We start from the raw sequence: 21,162 nt of genomic DNA, 5'->3' as shown, positions 1-21,162 counted from the left end.
AGCACACCATGGCAGAGTGTCGGGGTGGATGACGCGACGGTTCAGGATGGCCCGGCGGTCGCTGTGCGCGCCTACCGTCCGGCCGACGCGGCCGGCACGTTGGCACTGTTCCTGGCTGCGGTGACCGAGACGGCCTCCGCCGACTACACGGCCGAGCAGATCGACGCCTGGGCCGACCGCGAGGGGCGCGACCTCGGTCGGTGGGATGCGGCGATGCGAGCGCGAGGCACCTTCGTCGCCGAGATCGACGGCGAGCTGGCCGGGTTTTCCGACGTCAGCCCGGACGGCTACGTCGACATGATGTTCGTGGCGCCGCGCTTCCTCCGGCGCGGGATCGCGCGGACACTCCTCGCGCACGGCGAGGCACTCGCCCGAGGATACGGAGCGCGTGAACTCTCGGCCGACGTGAGCATCACGGCCCATCCCTTCTTCGAGAGCCAGGGCTTCGTGGTGGTGGCACAGCAGTCGCCGATCCGCCGTGGTGTCGCGCTCACGAACTTCCGAATGCGCAAGCCCCTCACCTGACCGCCGGGTGACGCAGCACGGCGGGAGTCTGCGCTGCTCGTACGCTGGAGGCATGACCGCGCGCATCCGCCCCGTTCGGGCCGACGATCTCGCGGCGCTCGAGCCGCTCGAGAACGACGCCGATCGCCTCCTCGTCGACCTCTTGCATCCTGAGAGCTGGGGTGCTGCGCCGACGGGTGCGGAGCGTGCGGCCCAGCCGGGGTTCCTGCTGGTGGCCGAGGTGGATGAAGCGGGCGGGCCCGGCGGGGTCGTCGTCGGCTTCGTGCACGTTCTCGAGGTCGACGGCTTCGCGCATCTCGAGCAGCTCTCGGTCGCCCCGGCGCACGCGCGGCGGGGGATCGGGCGGGCGCTCGTCGCAGCGGCCATGGGTGAGGCGGCCGGCCGCGGCCATCGCCGCCTGTCGTTGCGCACCTACGCCGAGGTCCCGTGGAACGCGCCGTTCTATCGCACGATGGGCTTCCTCGATGAGGAGCCCGCATCCCCGTTCCATCGCGCGCTCGTCGCCACCGAAGCCGAAGCGGGTCTGGACCGCTACGGGACACGCATCCAGCTCGCCGTCGACCTCGCCGAGCTGCAGGATCGGTCAGGTGACGCGCCGCGAGAGATGCCGGTGCCCGCCCCGACCGAACGCCTCAGTTTCCGCGAGATGGGGGAGGGGGACCTGGATGCGATGGCCGCCTTGCTGGGTGACCCCGTCGTCATGCGCTACTACCCGGCTCCGAAGACGCGCGAGGGGGCGGCAGCATGGATCGCCTGGAACCGCGCCAACTACGACACTCATGGCTACGGCCTCTGGATCGTCGAGACCCACGCGGGCGAGTTCGTCGGCGACTGCGGTCTCACCTGGCAGGAGGTGGGCGGGGCGCCGGCGCTCGAGGTGGGGTATCACGTCAGGGCCGAGCTCCACGGGCGGGGCTACGCCACCGAAGCCGCGATCGCGTGCCGGGAATTCGCCGCCGAGCGCGGTCTCGCCGATTCCCTCGTGGCGATCATCCATCCGCAGAACGGGCCATCGCAGCGGGTGGCGGAAAAGGTGGGGATGACGCGGCTGGCGGATGACGAAGGCGATCCCGCGCGCCGGGTCTACGGTCTGACGCTCAGCGGCTCGGCGGCCGGCGATGGGCTGAGCGGGTCGACGGCGGGCTGATGAGCCGGTCGGCGTCGGGATGAGCCGTCCACGGCGGGCTGACCCAGCCGACGGCGGACTGCGTCGTCGGTGGTGGGTGAGCGGGTCGGCGGACGGCTGAGCCGACAGGCGGTGGGCCGGCCCGGCCTGCTCCCGACTCCGCTCAGCGGAACCGGCGCCGGTAGACCGCGATCGCCAGGGCGTACGCGACGACGAGGATGCCCCCGAGCCACCCCAGCGCCACCCAGATCTCGCCCCCGACCGGCTGCTGGGCGAAGAGGGCGCGCATCGTGTCGACGATCGACGTCACCGGCTGGTGCTCGGCGAACCAGGCGACGGGCGCCGGCATCGAGTCGGTCGGCACGAACGCCGAGCTGACGAACGGCAGGAAGATCAGCGGGTAGCTGAACGCGCTGGCCCCGTCGACGCTCTTCGCCGAGAGTCCGGCGATGACCGCCACCCAGGTCAGGGCGAGGATGAACAGGACGAGGATGCCGGCGACCGCGAGCCACGCCCCCACCGAGGCGCCGCTCCGGAACCCCAGCAGCACCGCCACCCCGGTCACGAGCGCGACCGAGACCAGGTTCGCGGCGAGCGAGGTCAGCACGTGCGCCCACAGCACGCTCGACCGGGCGACCGGCATCGACTGGAAGCGCTCGAAGATGCCGCCCTGCAGGTCGAGGAAGAGCCGGTACGAGGTGTACGCGATCCCCGAGGCGATCGTGACGAGCAGGATGCCGGGGAGCAGGTAGTCGACGTACGACGTGCTCGGCGCGGATCCGGATCCCGTGCCGCCGCCGGTGTCGATCGCGCCGCCCAGCACGAACACGAACAGCAGCATCAGGGCGACCGGGGTGACGGCCGTGGTGAGGATCGTGTCGGGGCTGCGGAGGATGTGACGCAGCGACCGCCCGGTGAGGACACCGGTGTCGCCCAAGGCGTGGGTGGTCATGGCCGGGTTCCTTCCTGGAGGCGGGGCTCGGGTTCGGGGTGGGTCTGGCCGTCGGCCTTCGGCCTGCCGACGAGGGCGAGGAACACGTCCTCGAGCGAGGGCTGCTTCTCGACGTACTCGACCCGGGCGGGCGGCAGCAGCCGCTTGAGCTCGGCCAGCGTGCCGTTCTGGATGATCGTGCCCTCGTGCAGGATCGCGATGCGGTCGGCGAGGTGCTCGGCCTCGTCGAGGTACTGGGTGGTGAGCAGCACGGTCGTGCCGGCGTCGGCCAGGGCGCGCACGGTCTGCCAGACCTCGAGGCGGGCCTCGGGGTCGAGCCCCGTGGTCGGCTCGTCGAGGAAGATCACCGGTGGGTCGCCGATCAGGCTCATCGCGATGTCGAGGCGGCGGCGCATCCCGCCCGAGTAGGTGCCGGCCCGGCGGCGGCCGGCCTCGGTGAGCGCGAACCGCTCGAGCAGCCGGTCGGCCATCGCGGCCGGATGCGGGAGGTGGCGGAGCCGGGCCACGAGCGCCAGGTTCTCCCGCCCGCTGAGCACGTCGTCGACGGCCGCGAACTGACCGGTGAGACTGATCGACTCGCGCACCTCGGCGGGTGACGCGGCGACGTCGAAGCCGTGCACGGCGGCCCGGCCCGCATCCGCTTTCAGGAGGGTCGAGAGGATGCGGATGAGGGTGGTCTTGCCGGCCCCGTTCGAGCCGAGCAGCGCCATGACTGTGCCGGGCTCGACGGTGAGGTCGACGCCCTGCAGCACGTGCACGTCGCCGAAGGACTTGGTGAGGCCCTCGACGCGGACGGCGGGAGCGGTGAGCGTCACGAGTCCTTCTCCTGCGGCTCGGGGTTCGCGGAGTCAGGGTTCGGGTTTGCGGACCCGGGTTTTCCGTTCTCGGGCTTACCGGTCTCGGGCCTCCCGGTCTCGGGCCCCTCGGCCGCGTCGATGGCGTCGACCAGGCGGGCGCGCTCCTTGTCGATCCAGTGCTCGCCGGCGTACGCGGCCGCGAACGACTCGGCGAACTCCACCGGGTCGTCGCCGACGATGTCGCGCACCGAGCGGCCGTCGATCGCCGCCTGCTCCCAGAGGTCGGCGTTGTCGACGATCATCGTCACCATCGTCTCGCCGTCGGTGATGCCGCTGGAGTAGAGGAAGTAGCGGTTGACCGCCTTGGCGGCCTCGCGGTAGGGGGAGTCGAGGGCGTTCGTGCGGGCGATCGCCTGCCGGTACCGCTTCTTCTGCTCGAGCGAGCCGGTGAGGGCTTCGATCCATTTGGTGGCCATGTCAGTTGTCTCTTCCGTGAATCGGGGTGGTGGGGGCAGTGGTGGTTGTGGGATCTGTGGTGGTGGTGGTGGTGAGGTCTGCGGTCGGCGCATCCGTGGTGGTGCCGTTCGTGGTCGGGCGGGTGCGGATTGCGTCGATCCGGTCGGAGAGGAACTCCCAGCTCGACCAGAACTCGGCCAGCTGGTCGCGGCCGGCGGCGTTGAGGGAGTAGACCTTGCGGGGCGGCCCCTTCTCGGACGGCTCTTTCGCGACATCCACGAGACCGCGCTGCTCGATCCGCACCAGCAGGGCGTAGACGGTGCCCTCGACGATGTCGACGAAGCCCTGGTCGCGCAGGCTCGACGTGATCTCGTAGCCGTAGGCGGGGCGCTCATCGAGGCGGGCCAGCACGATGCCTTCGAGCGTGCCCTTCAGCATCTCGGTCATCTGTTTGGCCATGTCGGCTCCTCGCTACTCGGTGTTGCTGACTACTGGTACATGGTAACGCTGAGTAGCGGTACATAGCAAGACCGAATACCGCAGCGTTTCGCGCGGGGCGCGTCGGGTTCGGGATGCGCGGTCTAGGGTCGATTCATGGCCGTCACCGACGAAGAAGTGCCCCGATTCTTCGGCGGCATCCCGTACGGCGTGCGGCCTGAGGGGCTTCTGCGCCTCGACGTGCTGTCCGTGCCGACTCCCGAGAGTGCTCGCGAGGCAGGTCCCGGCCCACGAGGACGGCCGGTCGCGATCTTTCTGCACGGAGGCGGATGGCATGAGGGAGACCGTGGCGCGGCTATGCACCCCTGGCTGGCTCCGCACCTGGCCGCGAGGGGGTTCGTGACGGTCGCGCCCACCTACCGGTTGAGCGGAACGGCGACCTGGCCCGCGCCGCTCGACGACGTCCTGCTCGCGGTGGAATGGGTGCACTCCCACATCGCCGAGTACGGCGGCGACCCCGAGCGGATCGGCCTCTGGGGTTTCTCCGCAGGCGGCCACCTCGCTGCTCTCGCCGCCATGCACCCGGGCTCGCCGGTGCGGGCGGTCGCGATCGCGGCCGCCCCGAGCGACCTCCGCGGCGCACCGGACGATCCTGACAACGAGGTGAACCGGCTGCTCGGGCACCGCGGCACCCCGCGGGAGCTGAGTGGGATCAGCTCGGTCTGCCAAGTGCGGACGACCCCGCCGCCGATGCTCATCGTGCATGGCACGGCGGACGAGATCGTGCCGTTCGCGCAGAGCGAGGCGTTCAGGAACGCGCTGCTCGCTGCGGGCGGCGACGTCGACTGGCACCCCATCGAGGACGGGACGCACGGTTGGGCCGACACCCCTGCTGCTGGCCTGGACGAATCGGTCCCGACATTCGGGTCTCTTGCGGCATCGTTCTTCGAGAGGACGCTGACGGCATGACGGGCGGCACGGTCGCCCGCACGTCCTGGAGGACGGCGCCAGGGGTGGCGTCGGCACGGCGAGAGGAGTTGCGGACATGGTGTCTCCGCAGGCGCTGAGCGAGCACGATCGGCGACTCGTCGCCGCGTGGGCCGCCGACTGCGCCGAGCGGGTGCTGCCCCTGTTCGAGGCGGAGGCTCCGGACGACGACCGCCCGCGCGACGCGATCGCCCGGGCCCGGGCGTTCTCCCGCGGCGAGCTGGATGCGGCGGGCGAGATCCGGCGCCGGTTCGTCGCGAACCGTGCCACCCAGGTGGTGAGCTCGCCCGCGGCCAAGGCCGCCGCGTGGGCCGCCGGTCAGGCCGCCGGCGTCGCGCACATGGGGGCGCACGCGCTCGGCGCGGCCGCCTACGCGGCCAAGGCCGCCGCCCTCGCGTCGCCCGACGGGGCGGAGGCCGCCGGCGTCGCCTCGCCGGACGGGGCGGAGGCAGCCGCCCTTGCGTCGCCACACGGGGCGGAGGCAGCCGCCCTTGCGTCGCCGGAGGGCGGGGGCGGGGGTTCGCCGGGCGAGGTCGAGCTCGCCTGGCAGCTCGCCCACCTCACCGACCCCGTTCGGGCGGCTCTGCGGCAGCTGCCGCTGCTCGGCACGGATCCGTCGGGCCCGCTCGGCTCAGGGCTCCTGGCCTCGGGTGTTCTCGGGGCGAACATCCGCGCCCTGCAGGCGGGCCTCTGAGCCGAAGTCCCGGCCTGTGGCCGGGCACTGCGAAACAACAGTGCCATCCTCGCGTTCTGGGGCCGCGCTCACCCTCGGGCCGGGTGTGGATCCTCAGGCCGGGCGCCTTCGCGCCGACCGCGCACCCTCAGGTCGGGCGCATACTCAGGCCGAGCTAGCACCCTCGGGCCGGGCGCGCATCCTCAGGCCCGGCGCGATGGGGGCCGGTGGCGGGCGATCGTTTCGGCGTCGAGGTCGACCCGGAGGGGAGTGCTCGTCGTGATGTCGAGGTCGACCAGCAGGGCGCGGAGGTAGTAGGGCCCGGGCTCGAGATCCTTCCAGGCGCCGCGGTCGATCTGTACCGGCACGCGCGCGTAGTCGCCGGGGTCGAGCGGCACCGCGCGGCCCTGTCCGAGACTGGCCCAGCCGAACGCGGCCGCCGGCGAGCCCGGGGGAGTGAACACCCCGACGACCAGGAAGCCGTCGCCGTTCGGCCGCCACCGGGTGTCACCGGTGTTGACGATGTCGATGGCGAACTCGCCCGCTGCAGCCGAGGCGGCGCCGGGCTCGGTCAGCAGGGCGGGCCAACGCAGCTCGAGGCCGCGCCCGCGCTCCCGCCGCCCGGGCCGGAGCGGGAGCGGATCGGGATGCACGCGGAACGTCGGTCGCGCCCCGGTCGAGCTCGCTGCGCTGGTCGTGCCTGCCGTGCCGGTCGTGCCGGTGGTGCCCGCTGTGTCGGTCGTGCCGGTGGTGCCCGCTGCGGCGGTCGTGCCCGCGACCTCGGTCGTGCCCGCCGTGCCGCGCGCCTCGGGCAGCTCGAGGTGGGCCACGCGCCAGATGAGCCCGTCATCCGTGGCAGGCGTCCCGATCAACACGCTGCGTTCGCGCTCGTGGAGCACCCGCCAGCCGTCGGCCGGCGGTTCTTCGACCGGGGCCCCGGATTGCGTCCATCCGGGCGTCGGCGCCGCATCCGGCTCGAAGCCGTAGTCGGCCGCCAGCTCGACGAGGAGCCGGCCCGGCCCGCTTACCGCCCCGGCGGCCACCTCGACGTAGCCGATCTGGAAGGTCTTCTCGGGCTGGTCGGAATCCATACTCGACGATCTCACAGTGGTTCCCGCACCGCCTGGTCGACAGGCGAAACCACGACGGGCCTCTTTCGGGAGGTGTGACCACGCTGCCTGCCAGGATCGCAATGCCCTGAGCTGCCCAGAGCAGCCGAGACCCGCCAAGGGCTGCCGAGGCGCGGCCGGATGACTAGGCTGGCGCTCGAACGGCGGGATCGGCGGTGCCGGAACAGGCGCGCTCCCCGCCCGGACGAGAAGGGCGCACCGTGCCGGACGAGCAGAAGCAGAGCCGATTCGAGACCGGGCGCGGGTTCCTCGCCGCCCTCGACCAGAGCGGCGGCAGCTCGCCCAAGGCGCTCGCGCAGTACGGCATCGACGACTCGCAGTACTCGACCGACGCCGAGATGTTCGACCTCATCCATGCCGAGCGGGTGCGCATCATCACCGATCCGGCCTTCACCTCCGAGCGCATCCTCGCCGCGATCCTCTTCGAGGACACCCTCGACCGCGAGATCGAGGGCCGCCCGTCGGCCGGGTATCTCTGGGACGTGAAGGGGATCATCCCCTTCCTCAAGATCGACAAGGGCCTGCTCGACGAGGAGGACGGCGTGCAGCTCATGCGCGACATCCCGGGCCTGGACGACCTGCTGCCGCGCGCGAAGGCCGGCGGCGTGCTCGGCACGAAGGCGCGGTCGGTCATCAAGTCGGCCCATCCCGACGGCATCCGCCGGGTCGTGCGGCAGCAGTTCGACCTGGGGCGGACGGTGCTGGGGCACGGCCTCATCCCGATCCTCGAGCCCGAGATCGACATCCACGCCCCCGACAAGGCCGAGGCCGAGGTGCTGCTGAAGGCGGCCATCCTCGAGCAGCTCGAGACGCTGGCCGAGGGGCAGAAGGTGGGGATCAAGATCTCGCTGCCGTCGGTCGACGACTTCTATCTCGATCTGATCCGGCATCCGAGGGTCACGCGGGTGGTGGCGCTCTCGGGCGGCTACGACCGCGACGAGGCGGATGCGCTGCTCGCGCGGAACCACGGCCTGATCGCGAGCTTCAGCCGGGCTCTGCTCGAGGGCCTGACGGCGCAGCAGAGCGACGCCGACTTCACGGCGTCCCTCGACACCTCGATCGAGTCGATCTACCGGGCGTCGATCGCGCCCTGACCCGCCCGCCCCCGGCTTCAGGATGCGGGTGCGAGCCCCTCGGCGCGGAGCGCGTCGACCAGACGGCGGGCCAGCACCTGGTGCCCGAGCTCGGTGGGGTGGATCCCGTCGGGAGCGATCAGCGTCGGCGTGCCGTCGAGCCACGGGTCGGCCACGGCGCTGATGTAGGGCAGGTCGGCCGTGCGGGCCGCGTCGCCGACCTCGGAGTCGAGGGTCCAGACGTCGGCGGGCACGGAACGCGAGGTCCAGATCGGCCCCACCACGACGATCTCCGCCTCCGGGAGACCGGCGCGGAGTCGGGAGAAGACGTCGGAGGCAGCTGATCCGACCGCCGCGGGATCGGCCCCGAGGTCGTTGCGGGTGCCAGCGATCACGACGACGTCCGGGTGGGCGGCGACGACCGCATCCACTCTCGACCCGTAGGTCAGGTCGGGGGAGGGCTGCACGTAGCCGGTGCCGCCGATCGCGAACGGCTCGTAGACCCAACCGAGCTCGCGGGCGGCGAGGGCGGTGAAGGCATCGCCCGGGCCGTCCGCGCCCTCGCCGGCGGTGTAGGAGTCGCCGAGGAAGGCGGCGACCTTCGCCGAGCCGTCGGGCGCCCTGCCCGGGGCGGGGGTCGTGGTGCCGGACGACGAGCCATCCAGCCCCCCGCTCGGCCCACCGCCCAGCGCGGTCGACGGGCCGACGCTGTACGACGCGGCGGCGAGGGCGATCAGCGCGACGAGCGCGACGCCGACCCCGGCGAGGATGCCCCACGGCGGACCGAGTCGGCGCGACCAGCGTGTTCTCGTCCCGGGCATACGCACGAGCATAGAGGCCCGGTCGTCGCCGAACCTCGGAGGACGTCAGGAGCGGGCCGGGCGCCGGTCAGGAGCCGGCCGGGCGCTGGTCAACAGCCGGTCAGGAGCCGATGAGGTCGGTGGATGCCGGGGCGGCCGGCGGGTTGCGGCGATAGCGGGTTCGACGCGCGCCGGGGAGTGAGCCGCCGAGCGGACCGATGCGGGCCTGCCGGACGGCCGTCCGGCGACCGGACGGGCGGGTGTCGACGGGTGCGGCCGGGCCGGCCGGAACCCGGCTCAGGGTCGCGCCGACCGAAGTGCTGCCTGACCTGTCGGCGGAAGCGGATCCGGCGCCGGCATCGGCGGCACTGCCGGTATCCCCGGCACCACGGGCACCACCGGCACCGCGGGCGCCGCCCGCCGCCCGCCGGATCCCGCCGCCAGCCGTACCCTTCTTCCGTCCCCACCCGAGCACCATGTTGCGGCCCGGGATCTCGACGAATCGCCACAGCATCCAGGCCAGCCCGAGCGCGACGGCGAACGCGAGGAGCATCAGTGAGGCCCCGAGGAGCAGCGGGGCCTGCGGTGCACCGCCCGGCCAGGCCGAGGCGACCACCCCGACGACGAGCAGGTGGATGAGGTAGAAGGCGAACGAGATCTCGCCCAGACGCACGAGGGGTCGCGACGAGAGCACCGTGAAGCGTCCGGAGAGGTCGGCGCGCGCGAGGGCCGCGATCAGCAGGGCGTAGCCGACCACCGTGATGGCGGCGAAACCGTAGGGGTTCATCGGGTAGAACTGCGAGAACGCGTACCCGGCGAGGGCGACGATCGCCGCGGGCAGGAGGCGCGGGCCTCGCCAGGCGCCGCGGCGCATCAGGGCGCCGAGGGTGACGCCGAGCACGAACTCGGGCAGCCGGGCGAGGGGCGAGGCGCTGGAGGCGACGAGGGAAGGCAGCTGCCACCAGAAGGTCGGCAGCGCGAGCACCAGGCCGAGGGCGACGGCGGCGAGCAGCCACAGACCGGCGTTGTTCAGCACCCGCACGTAACGGATGACGAAGGGGAACAGCAGGTAGAAGAAGGCCTCGACGGCCAGCGACCAGCTCACCGGGTTGCCGGCCTGATACCACTCGGCGCTCCAGACGTTGGTGAGCGTCAGGTTGGCCAGGGCGGCGAGCGGATGCGGCGACACGATGCCGGGCAGGATCGTCGCCGCCAGCGCGAGCGCCACCGCGAGGCACACCAGGTGCAGGGGGTAGATGCGGGCCACGCGCCGCTTCCAGAAGCCGGCGATCGAGACGCCCGGGCGGTCGGCCCACGCGAGCACGAAGCCGGAGAGCAGGAAGAACAGCGACACCCCGGTGTAGCCGCCGCCGAAGAGGTAGCTCATCGCTGTGTAGCCGCCGCCGTTGAAGTAGTTGAGGTTGCGCACGTGGTACGCGAACACCACGAAGGCGGCGATCCAGCGCAGGCCGGTGAGCGAGTGGAGGGCGGGCACGCGGGCGGCGTGGTCGATCGACGGCACGAATGAGCCCCCGGCCGAAGCCTGGTCGAGGACGCGCGTCACAGTGACGCGAGCCCCTGATACTCGTCGGCGCACTCGTCGGAGCAGAAGCGGGACGAGCGGGGCGTCTGCGCTCCGCACGCGTTCTCGCATCCATGGCTCCGCAGGCGTGCGACGGTCGGGCGAAGGGATGCCGGAAGGGTGCGGGTGACGATCATCTCGGCGAGAACGGAGATCAGCGGTCGACCGGTGTCCGTCCAGGATTCGCGACTGTCCAGCCTGTCCCCGCGCATCGTCATGCCTGGATCATATCCTAGGTTCGACAAGTGTTGACACGTGTCCAAGCGAGACCGTCAGGCTTGCTAAGCTCCTCCGCGACCGAGGAGAGACGATTCGTGACAGTTGATGCCAGTGCGACGCCGGACGCCGGCTCCGCGACCGAATCGGTGGCCGCGAGTGGTGCCGGACAAGGATATCGCGGTGGACGTCGGCTGACGGCCACCCGGGCGCGCTGGGTGCTGCCGGTCTCGGCCGTCGTCATCGGGCTGGTCGTCATGGCGTTCGCCGCGCAGTCTGACTTCTTCGCCGAGGACTTCCTGTTCGCGAAGTACTTCCAGCAGACGACGTTCGGTCCGGAGACGCTGACGCGTTCCTGGTTCGGCCACCTGCTCCCGGGGTATGTCTTCTCCGACGCCGTCTTCATCAAGATCTTCGGGTTGTCGTGGGCCGCCGCGACCGTCGTGATCGGAGTCATCCACGCGGGAGCGATGGTCGCGGTCGTCCGCTGCCTCGACGCGGTGCTGGGCCGCAACCTGCTCAACATCGTGGCCGGCCTCGCGTTCTCGCTGTCGGTCGGTGTGCTCGCGACGGGCCTGTGGTGGGCGGCGACGCTCAACAACGTCGCGGCGCTCGGGTTCTCGATCGCGGCACTGGGCAGCCTGTCGCGCTGGATCGTCACGCGCCGGCGCCGGTACTTCGTCGGGTTGCTGATCGCCTTCGCCGTGTCGCTCACGTTCACCGAGAAGTCGCTGCTGTTCTCCCTCTACGCGGTTCTGTGGTGCGTGCTGGTCGTCTGGCGGGGTCTTCCGGTCCGCGATCGGCTCTCCCGCCTGATCCGCGCCTGGCCCGCGTGGGCGGGGATCGCCGTCCTGTGCACGATCGAGGTCGGCCTCTTCGTCACCGGCCCGTTCCTGGCCGAGTCCGGTGCGGCACCGAGTGCGGCGACCTCTGTCGTCTTCGTCCTCTCGGCGATCGGGTCGGGGTTCGTCCCGTCGCTGTTCGGTGTCGACCTGTTCATGGTGAAGCCCGAGTGGGGCACGCTGGCCGTCGCCGGCTCGCTCGTCGTCGTCGCCGTGACCGTCGTGGTGACGATCGTACTGCGGCGACGGGTCGCCGGGGTCTGGCTCTTCATCGCGGTCGGGCTGGTGATGAACACCGCGGTGCTGTCTCGGCGGGCCGATCTCATGGGGATGGAGAACGGCCGACTGCTCCGGTACCACCTCGAGGGGACCGCGCTCTTCTGGCTCGGTTTCGGCGTCATCCTCTACTGCGTCCTCACCCGGCCGAGGTCGGGTGAGCCGAGTGCGGGCAGGGGCGGCCGGCTGCTCCGGGGGGCCGCCGGCGGGGTCGTCATCGTCGTCGGGCTCGTCTCCGCGGTGATCTGGGCGCAGTCGGTCGTCGTGAACGTCCAGTCGAGCGCCGGCCCGGTCTCGAGGGCGTATCTGGACCGCTTCGAGGCCACTCTTCCGGATGCCGACGGGGCCTCGCTGATCCCGACGCCCGTTCCTGGCATGATCGTCCAGCCCGAGCTGTATCCCTTCAACATGACCGACTCGGTGCTCCCGTTCGTCTCCCCGGAAGTCACCTTCACCAACGAGCTCGACGGCGCCGCGGTCGTGGAAGCGGACGGCTCGGTCGCACCCGCGCAGTTCCGCCCGACCGAACCGGTGAGCGACGTCGGCACCTGCTCGTCGTCGACCATCGCTGTGCGTGACCTGCCGGCCACCCCGGGCGAATACGCTCGCGTGAACTATCACGGCGCGACGCCGGGTGTTCTGAACGTGGATGCGGGCCGGGCCACCCAGGTCTCCTTCGGTGCCGCCGACGGCAGCCTCGTCATCTACCTGCAGGCGCCGCTCACGGACGGCACGCTGGCCTTCACTCCCGCCGCCGGGTCGATCTGCATCGACTCGGTCGCCGTCGGGCAGGTCGTGCCGGAGGGGGAGTGATTCCGGCCGGGCGCAGAGTCAGGCCGCAGGGAGCGCGGCGGGGTTGTTCGCGAGCAGCCAGATCGTCATCCGCTCGCGCACGAGGCAGCGCAACCGGTACAGCGATTCCGGATCGCCGGCGCTCACGAGCACCCGCACGTGCAGGAAGCCCTTCTCGACACTCGTGACCAGCAGTTCGGCCGAACGGTGGTCCCACAACGGGGTCGCCGCCACGATCTCCGCGAGCTGACCCCGCATCGCCTCGGGATCGCCCTTCCAGGTGAGGTCGAAGTCGATGGAACCCGTCATCGCGGTCGACCGGCGGGTCAGGTTGTCGAAGGAGTGGGTATTGAAGAAGATCTAGGGCAGGATGAGCCGCCGCCCGTCCCAGACCCGCACGACGACGTAGGTGAGGGTGATCTCCTCGACCTGGCCCCAGACGTCGTCGATCACGACGGCGTCATCGACCCGCAGCGCGCCGTTGAAGGCGAGTTGGAGGCCTGCGAACAGGTTGCCGAGGGTCGACTGCGCCGCGAGACCGGCGATGACCGAGACGACCCAGGCCGAGGCCAGCACGCTCGCACCCACGGTCTGCACGGCGGGGAAGGCGAGCATCGCCGAGGCCAGACCGACGATCACGATCACGACCGACAGCAGCCGGCGGAGCACGATCAGTTCGGTGCGGATCCGGAGGTGGAAGTCGTCGGTCTTGTCGAGGTGGCCGAAGCGGTCCGACGCCATCCGCAGCGAGAACGAGACGACGGCCACGGCGAGCCAGGTCGATGCGGCGATCGTCAGGATGCGGAAACCGTGATCGACGGAGGAGATCGCGCCCGCCACCGGGTCGGTGACGTCGGCGGCGACCCAGAGCGCCACGACCGCGAGGAGGCAGCGGTAGGGATACTTCACCCGGCTGCGGAGGATGCCGCCCCAGGCGCGATGACGGGAGGTGGACTCGATCAGGGCGGTGGTGACGACGACCACCAGGGTGGCGGCCGCCAGCCCGATCGCCGGACGCCGAACGACACCCAGGGATTCATCGCCTCACCTCCGAGAGCCGAGACTACGAGGGCCTCGAGGAGTTCGCGCTCGACAGCCGTCTGAAGTCCACTGCGGACAGAGTCGAGCCAGATCCGATGAGCGCTCCCGCCGTAGCCGGCCCACGGGAGATCCCGAAGCTCTGCCTGCGCGAGCGGCTGGCAGGGCGATAGCGTAGCGGCAGCACGATCGGGGGACGGCGGCGATGGCGGGTGCAGGCGGGATGACGAGGGATCCGGGGCGGAGGCGACGGCCGGCGGGCCCGGGGGAGCGGGCGCAACTGGTGCGGCCGGCGATGGTGGAGGGTCGGCAGCGACTGCTGCTCTTCGTGATCGCGGGCGGCCGGCAGGTGCCGTGGCAACGGCTGACGCCGGAGAGCCGGTTCGCCTTCACCCACAGCGGGCACGTCAGCGTGCGTGCGCTCGTCGCGAGTGCCGTCGCACGGGGGTGGCGGGGGTTTCTGATCGCCTTCGTGCCCCTCGTCGTGCTGGCCGCGACCGCCCTGCTCTGGGGGCCGCCGGGGTGGATGACGTGGCTCTGGTGCAGCGCCCTGTGCGCCATCAACGCGGTCTTCCTGGTCGGCGGCCCCATCCTCTGGAACGGCCTCATCACCGCCGGGATCGCGATCGACACGCTCGGATTGGCGCCGGGGGAGAATCGGGCCGTCGCCGACTGGCTGCGCAAGAGCTACGGCAGCCGGGGCTGGCAGGGCTTCTGGATGCTCGTCGGGGCCGCGATCGGCGTCGTCCTGCTCTTCTGCATCAACGCGGCGTCGGAGTTCGCCTTCACCCTCGGCATCGGCGAGTACCTGACGATGGCGGTCACGGCCGGCCTCGCGGTCAACGGACTGTGGATCCTGTGGTGGATCGCCGATCTGATCCCGACCCTCGGCGAACAGCCGAGCCTGCGGCTCGACTGGCACAACCCGGCCCGCACCCCGGCCATTGTCTTCCTCAACCGAGCGCTCTGGAAGGCGAGCACGGCCATCTCGATCGGGATGCTCCTCCTCGCGTTGGCCGTGCAGGGGCAGCCGTCGCCGTTCACCCTCGTCGACGGCATCCCCGCGCAGTGGTACGCGGCCGTGACCGTGCAGTTCATCGCGTTCCTCATCGTCGGCGCGGTCTTCGTGCGCGACGGCTTCTGGGCGCAGTGGAAGGTGTTCCGGCTCGTGCGGGTGCACATCGACAACGGTCGCAGGCCGATCGACGAGAAGTTGGTCGCCTTGACCTCGACGTTCTCGGCCCACGGGCGCCGGAGTCAGAAGGTGCTCTACTACGCCGAGCTCGACCGGCACTTCGACTCGCTCCGCTCCGTCGACCTCAAGCTCGGTTGGGCGCTGACCTGGGCGACGAGTATCGTGGGCGCGCTCATCAGTATGCTCGCCTCAGCCATCAAGCTCACACCGGGCTGAGCGGGCTCGGCGAGAGGGTCTTGCGGTACCAGCGGTCGGAGTGGGGGTCGACCGTGAATGGCTCGACCCGGGTGAAGCCGAGGCGTTCGTAGAGCGCGCAGGCCTCGGCGAGCTCGGCGCGGGTGTCGAGCTGCAGGGTGCGGATGCGGCGGTCGGTGCAGAGCTGCTCGACGGCCCGGATCAAGCGGGAGCCGACTCCCGTGCCGCGGTGGGTGGGGGAGGTGAAGACCTTCGTGAGCTCGGCGGTGGCCGAGGGGGTGGTGAGGAAGCGGGCGCCCGCGCAGCCGACCGGCTCACCGGCGTCGACGGCGACGAGGAGGACGCCGGTCTCGCCGTCGAGATCGTCGTAAGCCTCGTCTTCTAGCGCCTGGTCGACCTCGGCGGGGGTGGCGGGCCGGCCGAACCAGCGGGAGGCGACCTCGGTGAGGTACTCGCGCACGATCCGGTCGGCGTCGGGGGAGCCCGGGCGCACGGCCTCGATCCTGATCACGGGCGGGGCGTCGGGGGAGGTCACGGGGCCGCGGGGGTCGGGCCCGGGTGGGGTGCCGGGGCGACGGCCGAGGGCCCGACGGGCGGTGGCGCGGCGGACGACCGCGGGCCAGGCACGGGCACGGCGTACTTGAAGCCGACGTGCGAGTCGACGAAGCCGAGGCGGCGGTAGAAGCGGTGGGCGTCGGTGCGGGCCGCATCCGAGGTCAGTTGTACGAGCGAGGCGCCGAGCGTGGGGGCGGCGACATCCGTGGTCCAGCGCATCAGGGCGCTGCCGATTCCCGACGAGCGCTCGCTGCTCGAGACGCGGACCGCCTCGACCAGCAGCCGCGTGCTCCCGCGGCGGGCCATGCCCGGGATGAGGGTGAGCTGGAAGGTGCCGACGACCGCTCCACCGTCGAGCGTCGCCACGAGCAGTTCGTTGCCGTCATCGCTCAGGATGCGCGCGAGGGCGGCCGCGTAGGCGGGCTCGTCGTCGCGGCTGGCCACGTCGCCGCGGCCCGCGCTCACGGGGTCGTCGGAGAGCAGCCGCATGATGGCGCCGAGGTCGTCGGAGGTCGCGCGCCGCAGCCCGACGGGCACCCTCGCGTCGAGGGTGACGGGCAGAGCGAGCAGATCGAGCATCCCCTGATCCTCCCACCCCGGCCCACGGGCCCGGAATCGGCGCGGCCGACGCGGGGGTCAGGTGAGGAGGTGGGGTCAGGTGAGGAGGTGGGGGGCCGCCGTGACCGCGCGGAGGGCGCCGTCGCGGTCTTTCACGGCGAGCTTGCGGTAGATCGACCGCACCTGCGTCTTGACGGTGTTCGGCGACACGTGCTCGGCCTGCGCGATCGCCGCGAGGCTCTGGCCCTGCACCAGGTGACGTAGCACGACCCGCTCGCGCTCGCTGAGCTGCACGGCGGTCGCAGCCGTCGCCGCTCCCGGCCCGTTCTCCCCGCTCGCGAGCAGCCCGAGCAGCCGCTCGCCGAGGGCCGCACGGTGCGGCGCGAGGAGCTCCTCGCGCTCGGCCGGAGCGAGCCGCAGCAGGATCACGGCCAACTTCTCCGAGACGATCAGGTCGATCGCATCCGCGAAGTGCGCTCGCGCCTGCTCGGCCTGCCCCAGCATCAGACTCGCCACCGCCACGATCGTGAGCAGCTCGGCGGTGATCCGCGGGCTCCTCAGCGGCTCCGACAGCCCGGGGGTCGCGAGCACGAGCGCCGCCCGCGCGTCGCCGCGCCGCAGCGCGGTCCAGGCGCGCAGCACGCTCGGCGGGTCGGAGATCACGAGCACGCCCGTGTCGTCCAGCTGCCCCAGCGTGCGGTTCGCCGAGACCACGTCGCCGAGCGCCAGCTGCAGCTCGGTGGTCGTCATCGCCGTCAGCCAGCCGTTCAGGCCCGTGGTGCGGTGCCGCTCGGGCTGGGTCGTGAGGGTCGCCCCGACCCGCGCGAGCTGCTGGCGCGCGTGGCCCGAGGCGCGGGCCAGCACCGACTCGACGAAGAGCCGAAGCGCCCAGGTCTCGCGGTCGACCTCGACCGAGGGCGCCGCATCCAGGGCCGCCTGCGCCTCGTCGAAGCAGAGGTCGTTCGTCGCGAGCAGGGCTCGGGCGAGACCGCCGGTGGTCAGCACCGTGTCGGCCTTCACCGTCTCCGGATCCACGGTGTACCCCGCGCGGTCCTGCCGGCTCAGCCACTGCTCCGCGGCCTGACGGTTGCCGCCCAGGGCGTAGTTGAGGGCGAGGCTCCCGGCCGCCTTCGCGGCGATGCGGTGGTTGTCGAAGGTGACGGCCTCGTCGAAGGTGCGCTCGTAGGCCCGGTTCGCGTCGACCAGCTCGCCCGCGAGCTCGAGCGTGAGCGCCCACTGCAGCCGGATGTCCGGCAGCACCGGCCGGATCGCCGCGATCGCGTCGTCGGACACCTCGCCGATGGTCTCGTGGGCCTCGCGCACGAACGCCACCGCATCCGCGTGGTTGCCCTGGAACCGGGCGGTCACGCTGCGGCTGGTCAGATCGGCGAGCACGTCGAGCAGCCCGCCGCGTTCGGCGGTGACGGCGTGCTGGAAGCGGATGGGCCGCGCATCCCCGTTGACCGGGAGGTAGTTGACGTAGGTCTTCGCCGCGGTCAGCCGCGGGTTCTCGGCCAGGACGCCGGCCGGAAGGGCGTTGATCGACTCGACCAGCAGAGCGTGATTGGTTTGGGTGAGCACGCCCCAGTTGCCCTCGATGACCTCGATGACGGTGTCCCACTCCTCAGAGCCGACCGCTCTCCTGAGCCTCACATCCACCGACGATGCCGTCATGACTACCTAGTGTAGAGCAGGGCTCGCACGAAGGAAGGTGCGCCCCGGGGTCTCCGTGGGCGCACCTTCCGGCGCAGCGACACCGGCCGCACGATGGTGCGGCCGGCGATGCGGACTACTTCTGGATGAACGCCAGCAGGTCGGGGTTGATCACGTCGGCGTGCGTGGTGAGCATGCCGTGCGGGTAGCCCTCGTAGATCTTCAGCTCGGAGTTCTGGAGCAGTTCGTGCTGCTTCAGCGACGCATCCTTGTAGGGCACGACCTGGTCGTCGTCGCCCTGCGTGACCAGGACCGGGACGGTGATCGCCTTGAGGTCCTCGGTCTGGTCGGTCTCGGAGAAGGCCGCGATACCGGTGTAGTGGGCGAGCGCGCCGCCCATCATGCCCTGGCGCCACCAGTTGGCGACGACGGGCTCGGAGAGCGTGTTCTCGGGCCGGTTGAAGCCGTAGAAGGGGCCGGACGCGACGGCCTGGTAGAACTCGGCGCGGTTCGCGGCGAGAGCGCTGCGGAAGCCGTCGAAGACCGAGATCGGCGTGCCCTCGGGGTTGGCGTCGGTCTGCACCATGAGCGGCGGCACCGACGAGACCAGGACGGCCTTGGCGACGCGCCCCTGCGGCTGACCGAACTTGGCGACGTAGCGGGCGACCTGGCCGCCACCGGTCGAGTGACCGATGTGGATCGCGTTCTGCAGGTCGAGGTGCTCGACGACGGCCGAGGCGTCGCTGGCGTAGTGGTCCATGTCGTGGCCGTAGCCGACCTGCGACGAGCGGCCGTGGCCGCGGCGGTCGCTGGCGATCACGCGGTAGCCGTGCTCGAGGAAGAAGAGCATCTGGGCGTCCCAGTCGTCCGCCGAGAGGGGCCAGCCGTGGTGGAACATGATGGGCTGGGCGTCCTTGGGGCCCCAGTCCTTGTAGTAGATCTCTACTCCGTCATCCGTTGTCACAAATGCCATGATCAACCTCCGTGTTCATGTCGGACCGAGCGGGACTCGGGCGACTCAAGGGGAATCCCCGCTCCTCGGTGAGGTGCCGGGCTGCTCCCACGGTATCCCCGCGACCCGGGCACTCGGGGGGCATCCCGGGATGTTCCGACAGTTGTTCAGCGCATGTTCGGCAGACGTCCGGTCAGCGCGCCCCACCGGCATCCAGCACGACGTCGGTCTCGGCCAGATCGGCGATGCGATGGATGCGGGCGAGAGGCGACAACACGACCCAGACGACCGTCACCAGGCAGAGCGCCGCGCCGAGTGCCAGGGCGCCGCGGGTGCCCAACCACTCGCCGGCCAGGCCACCGGCGAGAGCTCCGAGCGAGACCGTGCCGTAGGTGACGGTGCGCATCGACGCGTTCACCCGGCCGAGCAGACGCGACGGCGTGCGGAGCTGGCGGATCGTGACAAGGAGCACGCTGGAGACCCCGACCCCGGCGCCGTTCAGCGCCCAGACGCCCGCGAGCGCCGCGATGACCGCGGGTGCTCCCCAGGCGGTGTCGACGAACGGGATCACCAGGAGCGCGCCGCACTCGACGACCGCGCAGGCGACGAGCAGGTGGCCGGCGCGGAATCGGCGGGTGAGGGCCGGGGTCAGTGCGGCGGCGGTGAGGGCCCCGGCGGCGCCGAGTGAGAAGACGAGGCCGATCCGGCCGGCATCGAGGCCGAGTTCACGGATGCCGTGGAGCGTGAACAGCACGACGATCCACTGCGCGAAGGGGTTGTACAGGGCGGAGAATCCCACGTTCGCGAGCAGGTAGCGGTCGTGGAGCACGTGGAGGACTCCCTCGCTCAGGTCGCCGAGGAAGGCGCCGCGAGGGCTGCGGGCGCTGCGGGAGTTGCGGGCGTTGCGTGTGGTGCTCGCGTCGCCTGCCCCACCCGTGCGACCCGCCTCGGGTTCGGGTGCGCGGATGCTCGCCGCCGCGACCCCGGACACCGCGTACCCGACGGCGGTCGCCAGCAGTGCGATCGGGGCGCCGAAGCCCTGCGCCAGCAGGCCAGCGAGGCCGGGGCCGCCGATCTCGGCTCCGGAGGCGGTGGCCTGTAACCGCGAGTTCGCGCTCTCGAGTGCCTTCTGTGGCACCAGGGACGGCACGACGGACTGATAGCAGACCTCGTAGAGCACGGCGAAGGCGCCGAGGCCGGCGACGAGGGCGAGCAGCAGTGGGAGGCTGAGGCCCCCGAGCAGTGCAGCGACGACGACGGCGAGCATCAGCGCCGCCCGCGACCACTGGCTCAGCACGATCAGGCGACGTCGGCGGCGCCGGTCGGCGAGCACGCCCAGCGGCAGCGCGAGGACGAGGAACGGCAGCCACTGCGCCAGCCCGATGAGCCCGAGCTCGGCCGCCGAGGAGCCGAGCACCGTGATCGCGACGAGGGGCACGGCGAGTTCGCGGATCTGCTCTCCCGTCAGCGACGTCGCCTCGGCCAGCCAGAACCGCCGGAAGTCGCTCTGCCAGGAGTCATTAATGTGTGATCGGCGTCTCATGCATTACACAGTGACATGAATCTCTAATGTGCGAAACGCTGAACACCCGTTAAAGTGGAGGGATGAGCGATCGAGACGGTGCCGGTCGGGCACCTGGGCCGGCCTACTCGGCGATCGCCGGGCATCCGGTGCTCGACCTCGTCAACACCGTGGCCTGGCGACTGAGCCCGGCGCGGTGGGACGACCGGCTCGTTGAGTACCGCGATCTGGTCGCCTGGGCGCTGCAGTTCGGTTTCCTGGATGGTGCCGAGGCGGACGTGCTCCGGACTCTGGCCCGTGACCACCCCATCGTGGCGGCGCGGGAGCTGGCGCGGGTGTCCGGCCTCCGCGAGTCCGTCTACGCCGCCGCCTACCCCGCGCGTCCCGGCGGTGAGGGGGAGAGAGTGGCACCGCCGGCGGCCGAGGACTCTTCCGCACCGGACCGGGCCGCTGAGGGTTGGGCCGCCGAGGGGTGGGCCGCCGAGGGTTGGGCCGCCGAGCAGGTGGCAGCCGAGTACGCCGAGGCGATCGGCGCAGGTCGACTGAAGACCGCCGTTCCCTGGTCGTGGCGCTTCGACGTCGACCTGGGCCTGCCCCGCCGTCGTCTCGCGCTCGCGGCCGTCGATTTGCTCGCAAAGATCGACCCGGAGGCGCTGGGCCAGTGCGCCGACGACGAGTGCGGATGGGTCTTCCTCGACACGTCCCCCCGGCACAACCGTCTCTGGTGCGTCTCCTCCGACTGCGGCAACCGCAACCGGGTCCGCCGTTACAACGCCCGCAGCCGCCGGTCCGCCTGAGCCGGCCGATCCGGCCGATCCGGCCGATCGGG

The 21,162-nt window shown here is 71.5% G+C and carries 23 protein-coding genes and 1 pseudogene; 8 read left to right on the top strand and 16 right to left on the bottom strand.

Features of this window, described 5'->3' with window-relative positions:
- The first annotated feature begins 24 nt into the window (after positions 1-24).
- A complete protein-coding gene (locus AC59HU_RS10045; protein ID WP_497223241.1) occupies positions 25-525 on the top strand; it encodes a GNAT family N-acetyltransferase in 501 nt (166 codons plus the stop codon).
- Here AC59HU_RS10045 and AC59HU_RS10040 read toward each other — a convergent pair.
- Complete coding sequence (locus AC59HU_RS10040; RefSeq protein ID WP_497223507.1) at positions 518-820, bottom strand: hypothetical protein; 303 nt, start codon at positions 818-820, stop codon at positions 518-520. The genes AC59HU_RS10045 and AC59HU_RS10040 overlap by 8 nt on opposite strands.
- On the opposite strand from AC59HU_RS10040, the gene AC59HU_RS10035 reads away from it, so the two are divergent.
- Entirely contained in the window at positions 731-1,672 is a 942-nt protein-coding gene (locus AC59HU_RS10035; protein ID WP_497223501.1) for a GNAT family N-acetyltransferase, read from the top strand. The two genes, AC59HU_RS10040 and AC59HU_RS10035, sit on opposite strands and share 90 nt — an antisense overlap.
- 142 nt (positions 1,673-1,814) lie before the next feature.
- Here the strand turns inward: AC59HU_RS10035 and AC59HU_RS10030 are convergent, their stop codons facing one another.
- The 4 genes and pseudogenes from AC59HU_RS10030 to AC59HU_RS10015 form a co-directional block, all read right to left on the bottom strand.
- Positions 1,815-2,603 (bottom strand): ABC transporter permease, encoded by a 789-nt coding sequence (locus tag AC59HU_RS10030; RefSeq protein WP_497223240.1) that lies wholly within the window; start codon positions 2,601-2,603, stop codon positions 1,815-1,817.
- Positions 2,600-3,418 (bottom strand): ABC transporter ATP-binding protein, encoded by an 819-nt coding sequence (locus AC59HU_RS10025; protein WP_497223239.1) that lies wholly within the window; start codon positions 3,416-3,418, stop codon positions 2,600-2,602. The genes AC59HU_RS10030 and AC59HU_RS10025 overlap by 4 nt, the downstream gene beginning before the upstream one ends.
- Positions 3,419-3,516: 98 nt before the next feature.
- Positions 3,517-3,876, bottom strand: a pseudogene (locus tag AC59HU_RS10020) (DUF1048 domain-containing protein); the annotation flags it as partial.
- 1 nt (position 3,877) lies between these two features.
- Complete coding sequence (locus AC59HU_RS10015) at positions 3,878-4,315, bottom strand: PadR family transcriptional regulator (protein ID WP_497223238.1); 438 nt, start codon at positions 4,313-4,315, stop codon at positions 3,878-3,880.
- 135 nt (positions 4,316-4,450) lie between these two features.
- Here AC59HU_RS10015 and AC59HU_RS10010 point away from each other — a divergent pair, with 135 nt between their 5' ends.
- Both AC59HU_RS10010 and AC59HU_RS10005 read left to right on the top strand, forming a co-directional pair.
- Entirely contained in the window at positions 4,451-5,263 is an 813-nt protein-coding gene (locus AC59HU_RS10010; protein WP_497223237.1) for an alpha/beta hydrolase fold domain-containing protein, read from the top strand.
- 76 nt (positions 5,264-5,339) lie between these two features.
- Entirely contained in the window at positions 5,340-5,975 is a 636-nt protein-coding gene (locus AC59HU_RS10005; RefSeq protein ID WP_497223236.1) for a putative immunity protein, read from the top strand.
- A 182-nt stretch (positions 5,976-6,157) separates the two neighbouring features.
- Here AC59HU_RS10005 and AC59HU_RS10000 read toward each other — a convergent pair whose 3' ends face one another.
- Positions 6,158-7,045 carry a hypothetical protein gene (locus AC59HU_RS10000; RefSeq protein WP_497223235.1) on the bottom strand — a complete coding sequence of 296 codons (888 nt, stop codon included), beginning with the start codon at positions 7,043-7,045 and terminating at the stop codon, positions 6,158-6,160.
- A 239-nt stretch (positions 7,046-7,284) separates the two neighbouring features.
- Between AC59HU_RS10000 and AC59HU_RS09995 the strand changes: the two genes are divergently transcribed.
- A complete protein-coding gene (locus AC59HU_RS09995) occupies positions 7,285-8,178 on the top strand; it encodes a fructose bisphosphate aldolase (RefSeq protein ID WP_497223234.1) in 894 nt (297 codons plus the stop codon).
- 17 nt (positions 8,179-8,195) lie between these two features.
- Here the strand turns inward: AC59HU_RS09995 and AC59HU_RS09990 are convergent, their stop codons facing one another.
- From AC59HU_RS09990 to AC59HU_RS09980, 3 genes are all read right to left on the bottom strand, one after another.
- Positions 8,196-8,978, bottom strand: a complete 783-nt coding sequence (locus AC59HU_RS09990) for an SGNH/GDSL hydrolase family protein (protein WP_497223233.1) — start codon at positions 8,976-8,978, stop codon at positions 8,196-8,198.
- 100 nt (positions 8,979-9,078) lie between these two features.
- The gene (locus AC59HU_RS09985; RefSeq protein ID WP_497223232.1) at positions 9,079-10,521 is read right to left on the bottom strand and encodes an acyltransferase family protein; all 1,443 of its coding nucleotides are present in this window, start codon (positions 10,519-10,521) and stop codon (positions 9,079-9,081) included.
- The gene (locus AC59HU_RS09980; protein WP_497223231.1) at positions 10,518-10,757 is read right to left on the bottom strand and encodes a hypothetical protein; all 240 of its coding nucleotides are present in this window, start codon (positions 10,755-10,757) and stop codon (positions 10,518-10,520) included. The genes AC59HU_RS09985 and AC59HU_RS09980 overlap by 4 nt, the downstream gene beginning before the upstream one ends.
- Positions 10,758-10,853: 96 nt before the next feature.
- Here AC59HU_RS09980 and AC59HU_RS09975 point away from each other — a divergent pair, with 96 nt between their 5' ends.
- Positions 10,854-12,686, top strand: a complete 1,833-nt coding sequence (locus AC59HU_RS09975) for a hypothetical protein (protein ID WP_497223230.1) — start codon at positions 10,854-10,856, stop codon at positions 12,684-12,686.
- 18 nt (positions 12,687-12,704) lie between these two features.
- Here AC59HU_RS09975 and AC59HU_RS09970 read toward each other — a convergent pair whose 3' ends face one another.
- Both AC59HU_RS09970 and AC59HU_RS09965 read right to left on the bottom strand, forming a co-directional pair.
- On the bottom strand, positions 12,705-12,974 hold the full coding sequence (locus tag AC59HU_RS09970) for a hypothetical protein (RefSeq protein WP_497223229.1): 270 nt from the start codon (positions 12,972-12,974) through the stop codon (positions 12,705-12,707).
- A 51-nt stretch (positions 12,975-13,025) separates the two neighbouring features.
- Positions 13,026-13,649: a mechanosensitive ion channel family protein gene (locus AC59HU_RS09965; RefSeq protein ID WP_497223228.1), complete on the bottom strand. Its 624-nt coding sequence runs from the start codon at positions 13,647-13,649 to the stop codon at positions 13,026-13,028.
- 277 nt (positions 13,650-13,926) lie between these two features.
- Here AC59HU_RS09965 and AC59HU_RS09960 point away from each other — a divergent pair, with 277 nt between their 5' ends.
- Positions 13,927-15,114: a hypothetical protein gene (locus tag AC59HU_RS09960; RefSeq protein ID WP_497223227.1), complete on the top strand. Its 1,188-nt coding sequence runs from the start codon at positions 13,927-13,929 to the stop codon at positions 15,112-15,114.
- Here AC59HU_RS09960 and AC59HU_RS09955 read toward each other — a convergent pair.
- From AC59HU_RS09955 to AC59HU_RS09935, 5 genes are all read right to left on the bottom strand, one after another.
- A complete protein-coding gene (locus tag AC59HU_RS09955) occupies positions 15,101-15,628 on the bottom strand; it encodes a GNAT family N-acetyltransferase (protein WP_497223226.1) in 528 nt (175 codons plus the stop codon). The two genes, AC59HU_RS09960 and AC59HU_RS09955, sit on opposite strands and share 14 nt — an antisense overlap.
- Positions 15,625-16,227 (bottom strand): GNAT family N-acetyltransferase, encoded by a 603-nt coding sequence (locus AC59HU_RS09950; RefSeq protein WP_497223225.1) that lies wholly within the window; start codon positions 16,225-16,227, stop codon positions 15,625-15,627. The genes AC59HU_RS09955 and AC59HU_RS09950 overlap by 4 nt, the downstream gene beginning before the upstream one ends.
- A gap of 75 nt (positions 16,228-16,302) precedes the next feature.
- A complete protein-coding gene (locus AC59HU_RS09945; RefSeq protein WP_497223224.1) occupies positions 16,303-17,880 on the bottom strand; it encodes a helix-turn-helix transcriptional regulator in 1,578 nt (525 codons plus the stop codon).
- Between the two features lie 115 nt (positions 17,881-17,995).
- Positions 17,996-18,832, bottom strand: a complete 837-nt coding sequence (locus AC59HU_RS09940; RefSeq protein WP_497223223.1) for an alpha/beta fold hydrolase — start codon at positions 18,830-18,832, stop codon at positions 17,996-17,998.
- 172 nt (positions 18,833-19,004) lie between these two features.
- On the bottom strand, positions 19,005-20,354 hold the full coding sequence (locus AC59HU_RS09935; protein WP_497223222.1) for an MFS transporter: 1,350 nt from the start codon (positions 20,352-20,354) through the stop codon (positions 19,005-19,007).
- Positions 20,355-20,416: 62 nt separating this feature from the next.
- Between AC59HU_RS09935 and AC59HU_RS09930 the strand changes: the two genes are divergently transcribed.
- Positions 20,417-21,130 carry a CGNR zinc finger domain-containing protein gene (locus AC59HU_RS09930; protein WP_497223221.1) on the top strand — a complete coding sequence of 238 codons (714 nt, stop codon included), beginning with the start codon at positions 20,417-20,419 and terminating at the stop codon, positions 21,128-21,130.
- The last annotated feature ends 32 nt before the right edge of the window (positions 21,131-21,162 follow it).

It is taken from the genome of Herbiconiux sp. 320_LB (genome assembly GCF_059691755.1).
Note: the sequence above shows the minus strand (reverse complement) of the source record. Positions and strands in the feature narration are given on the sequence as shown.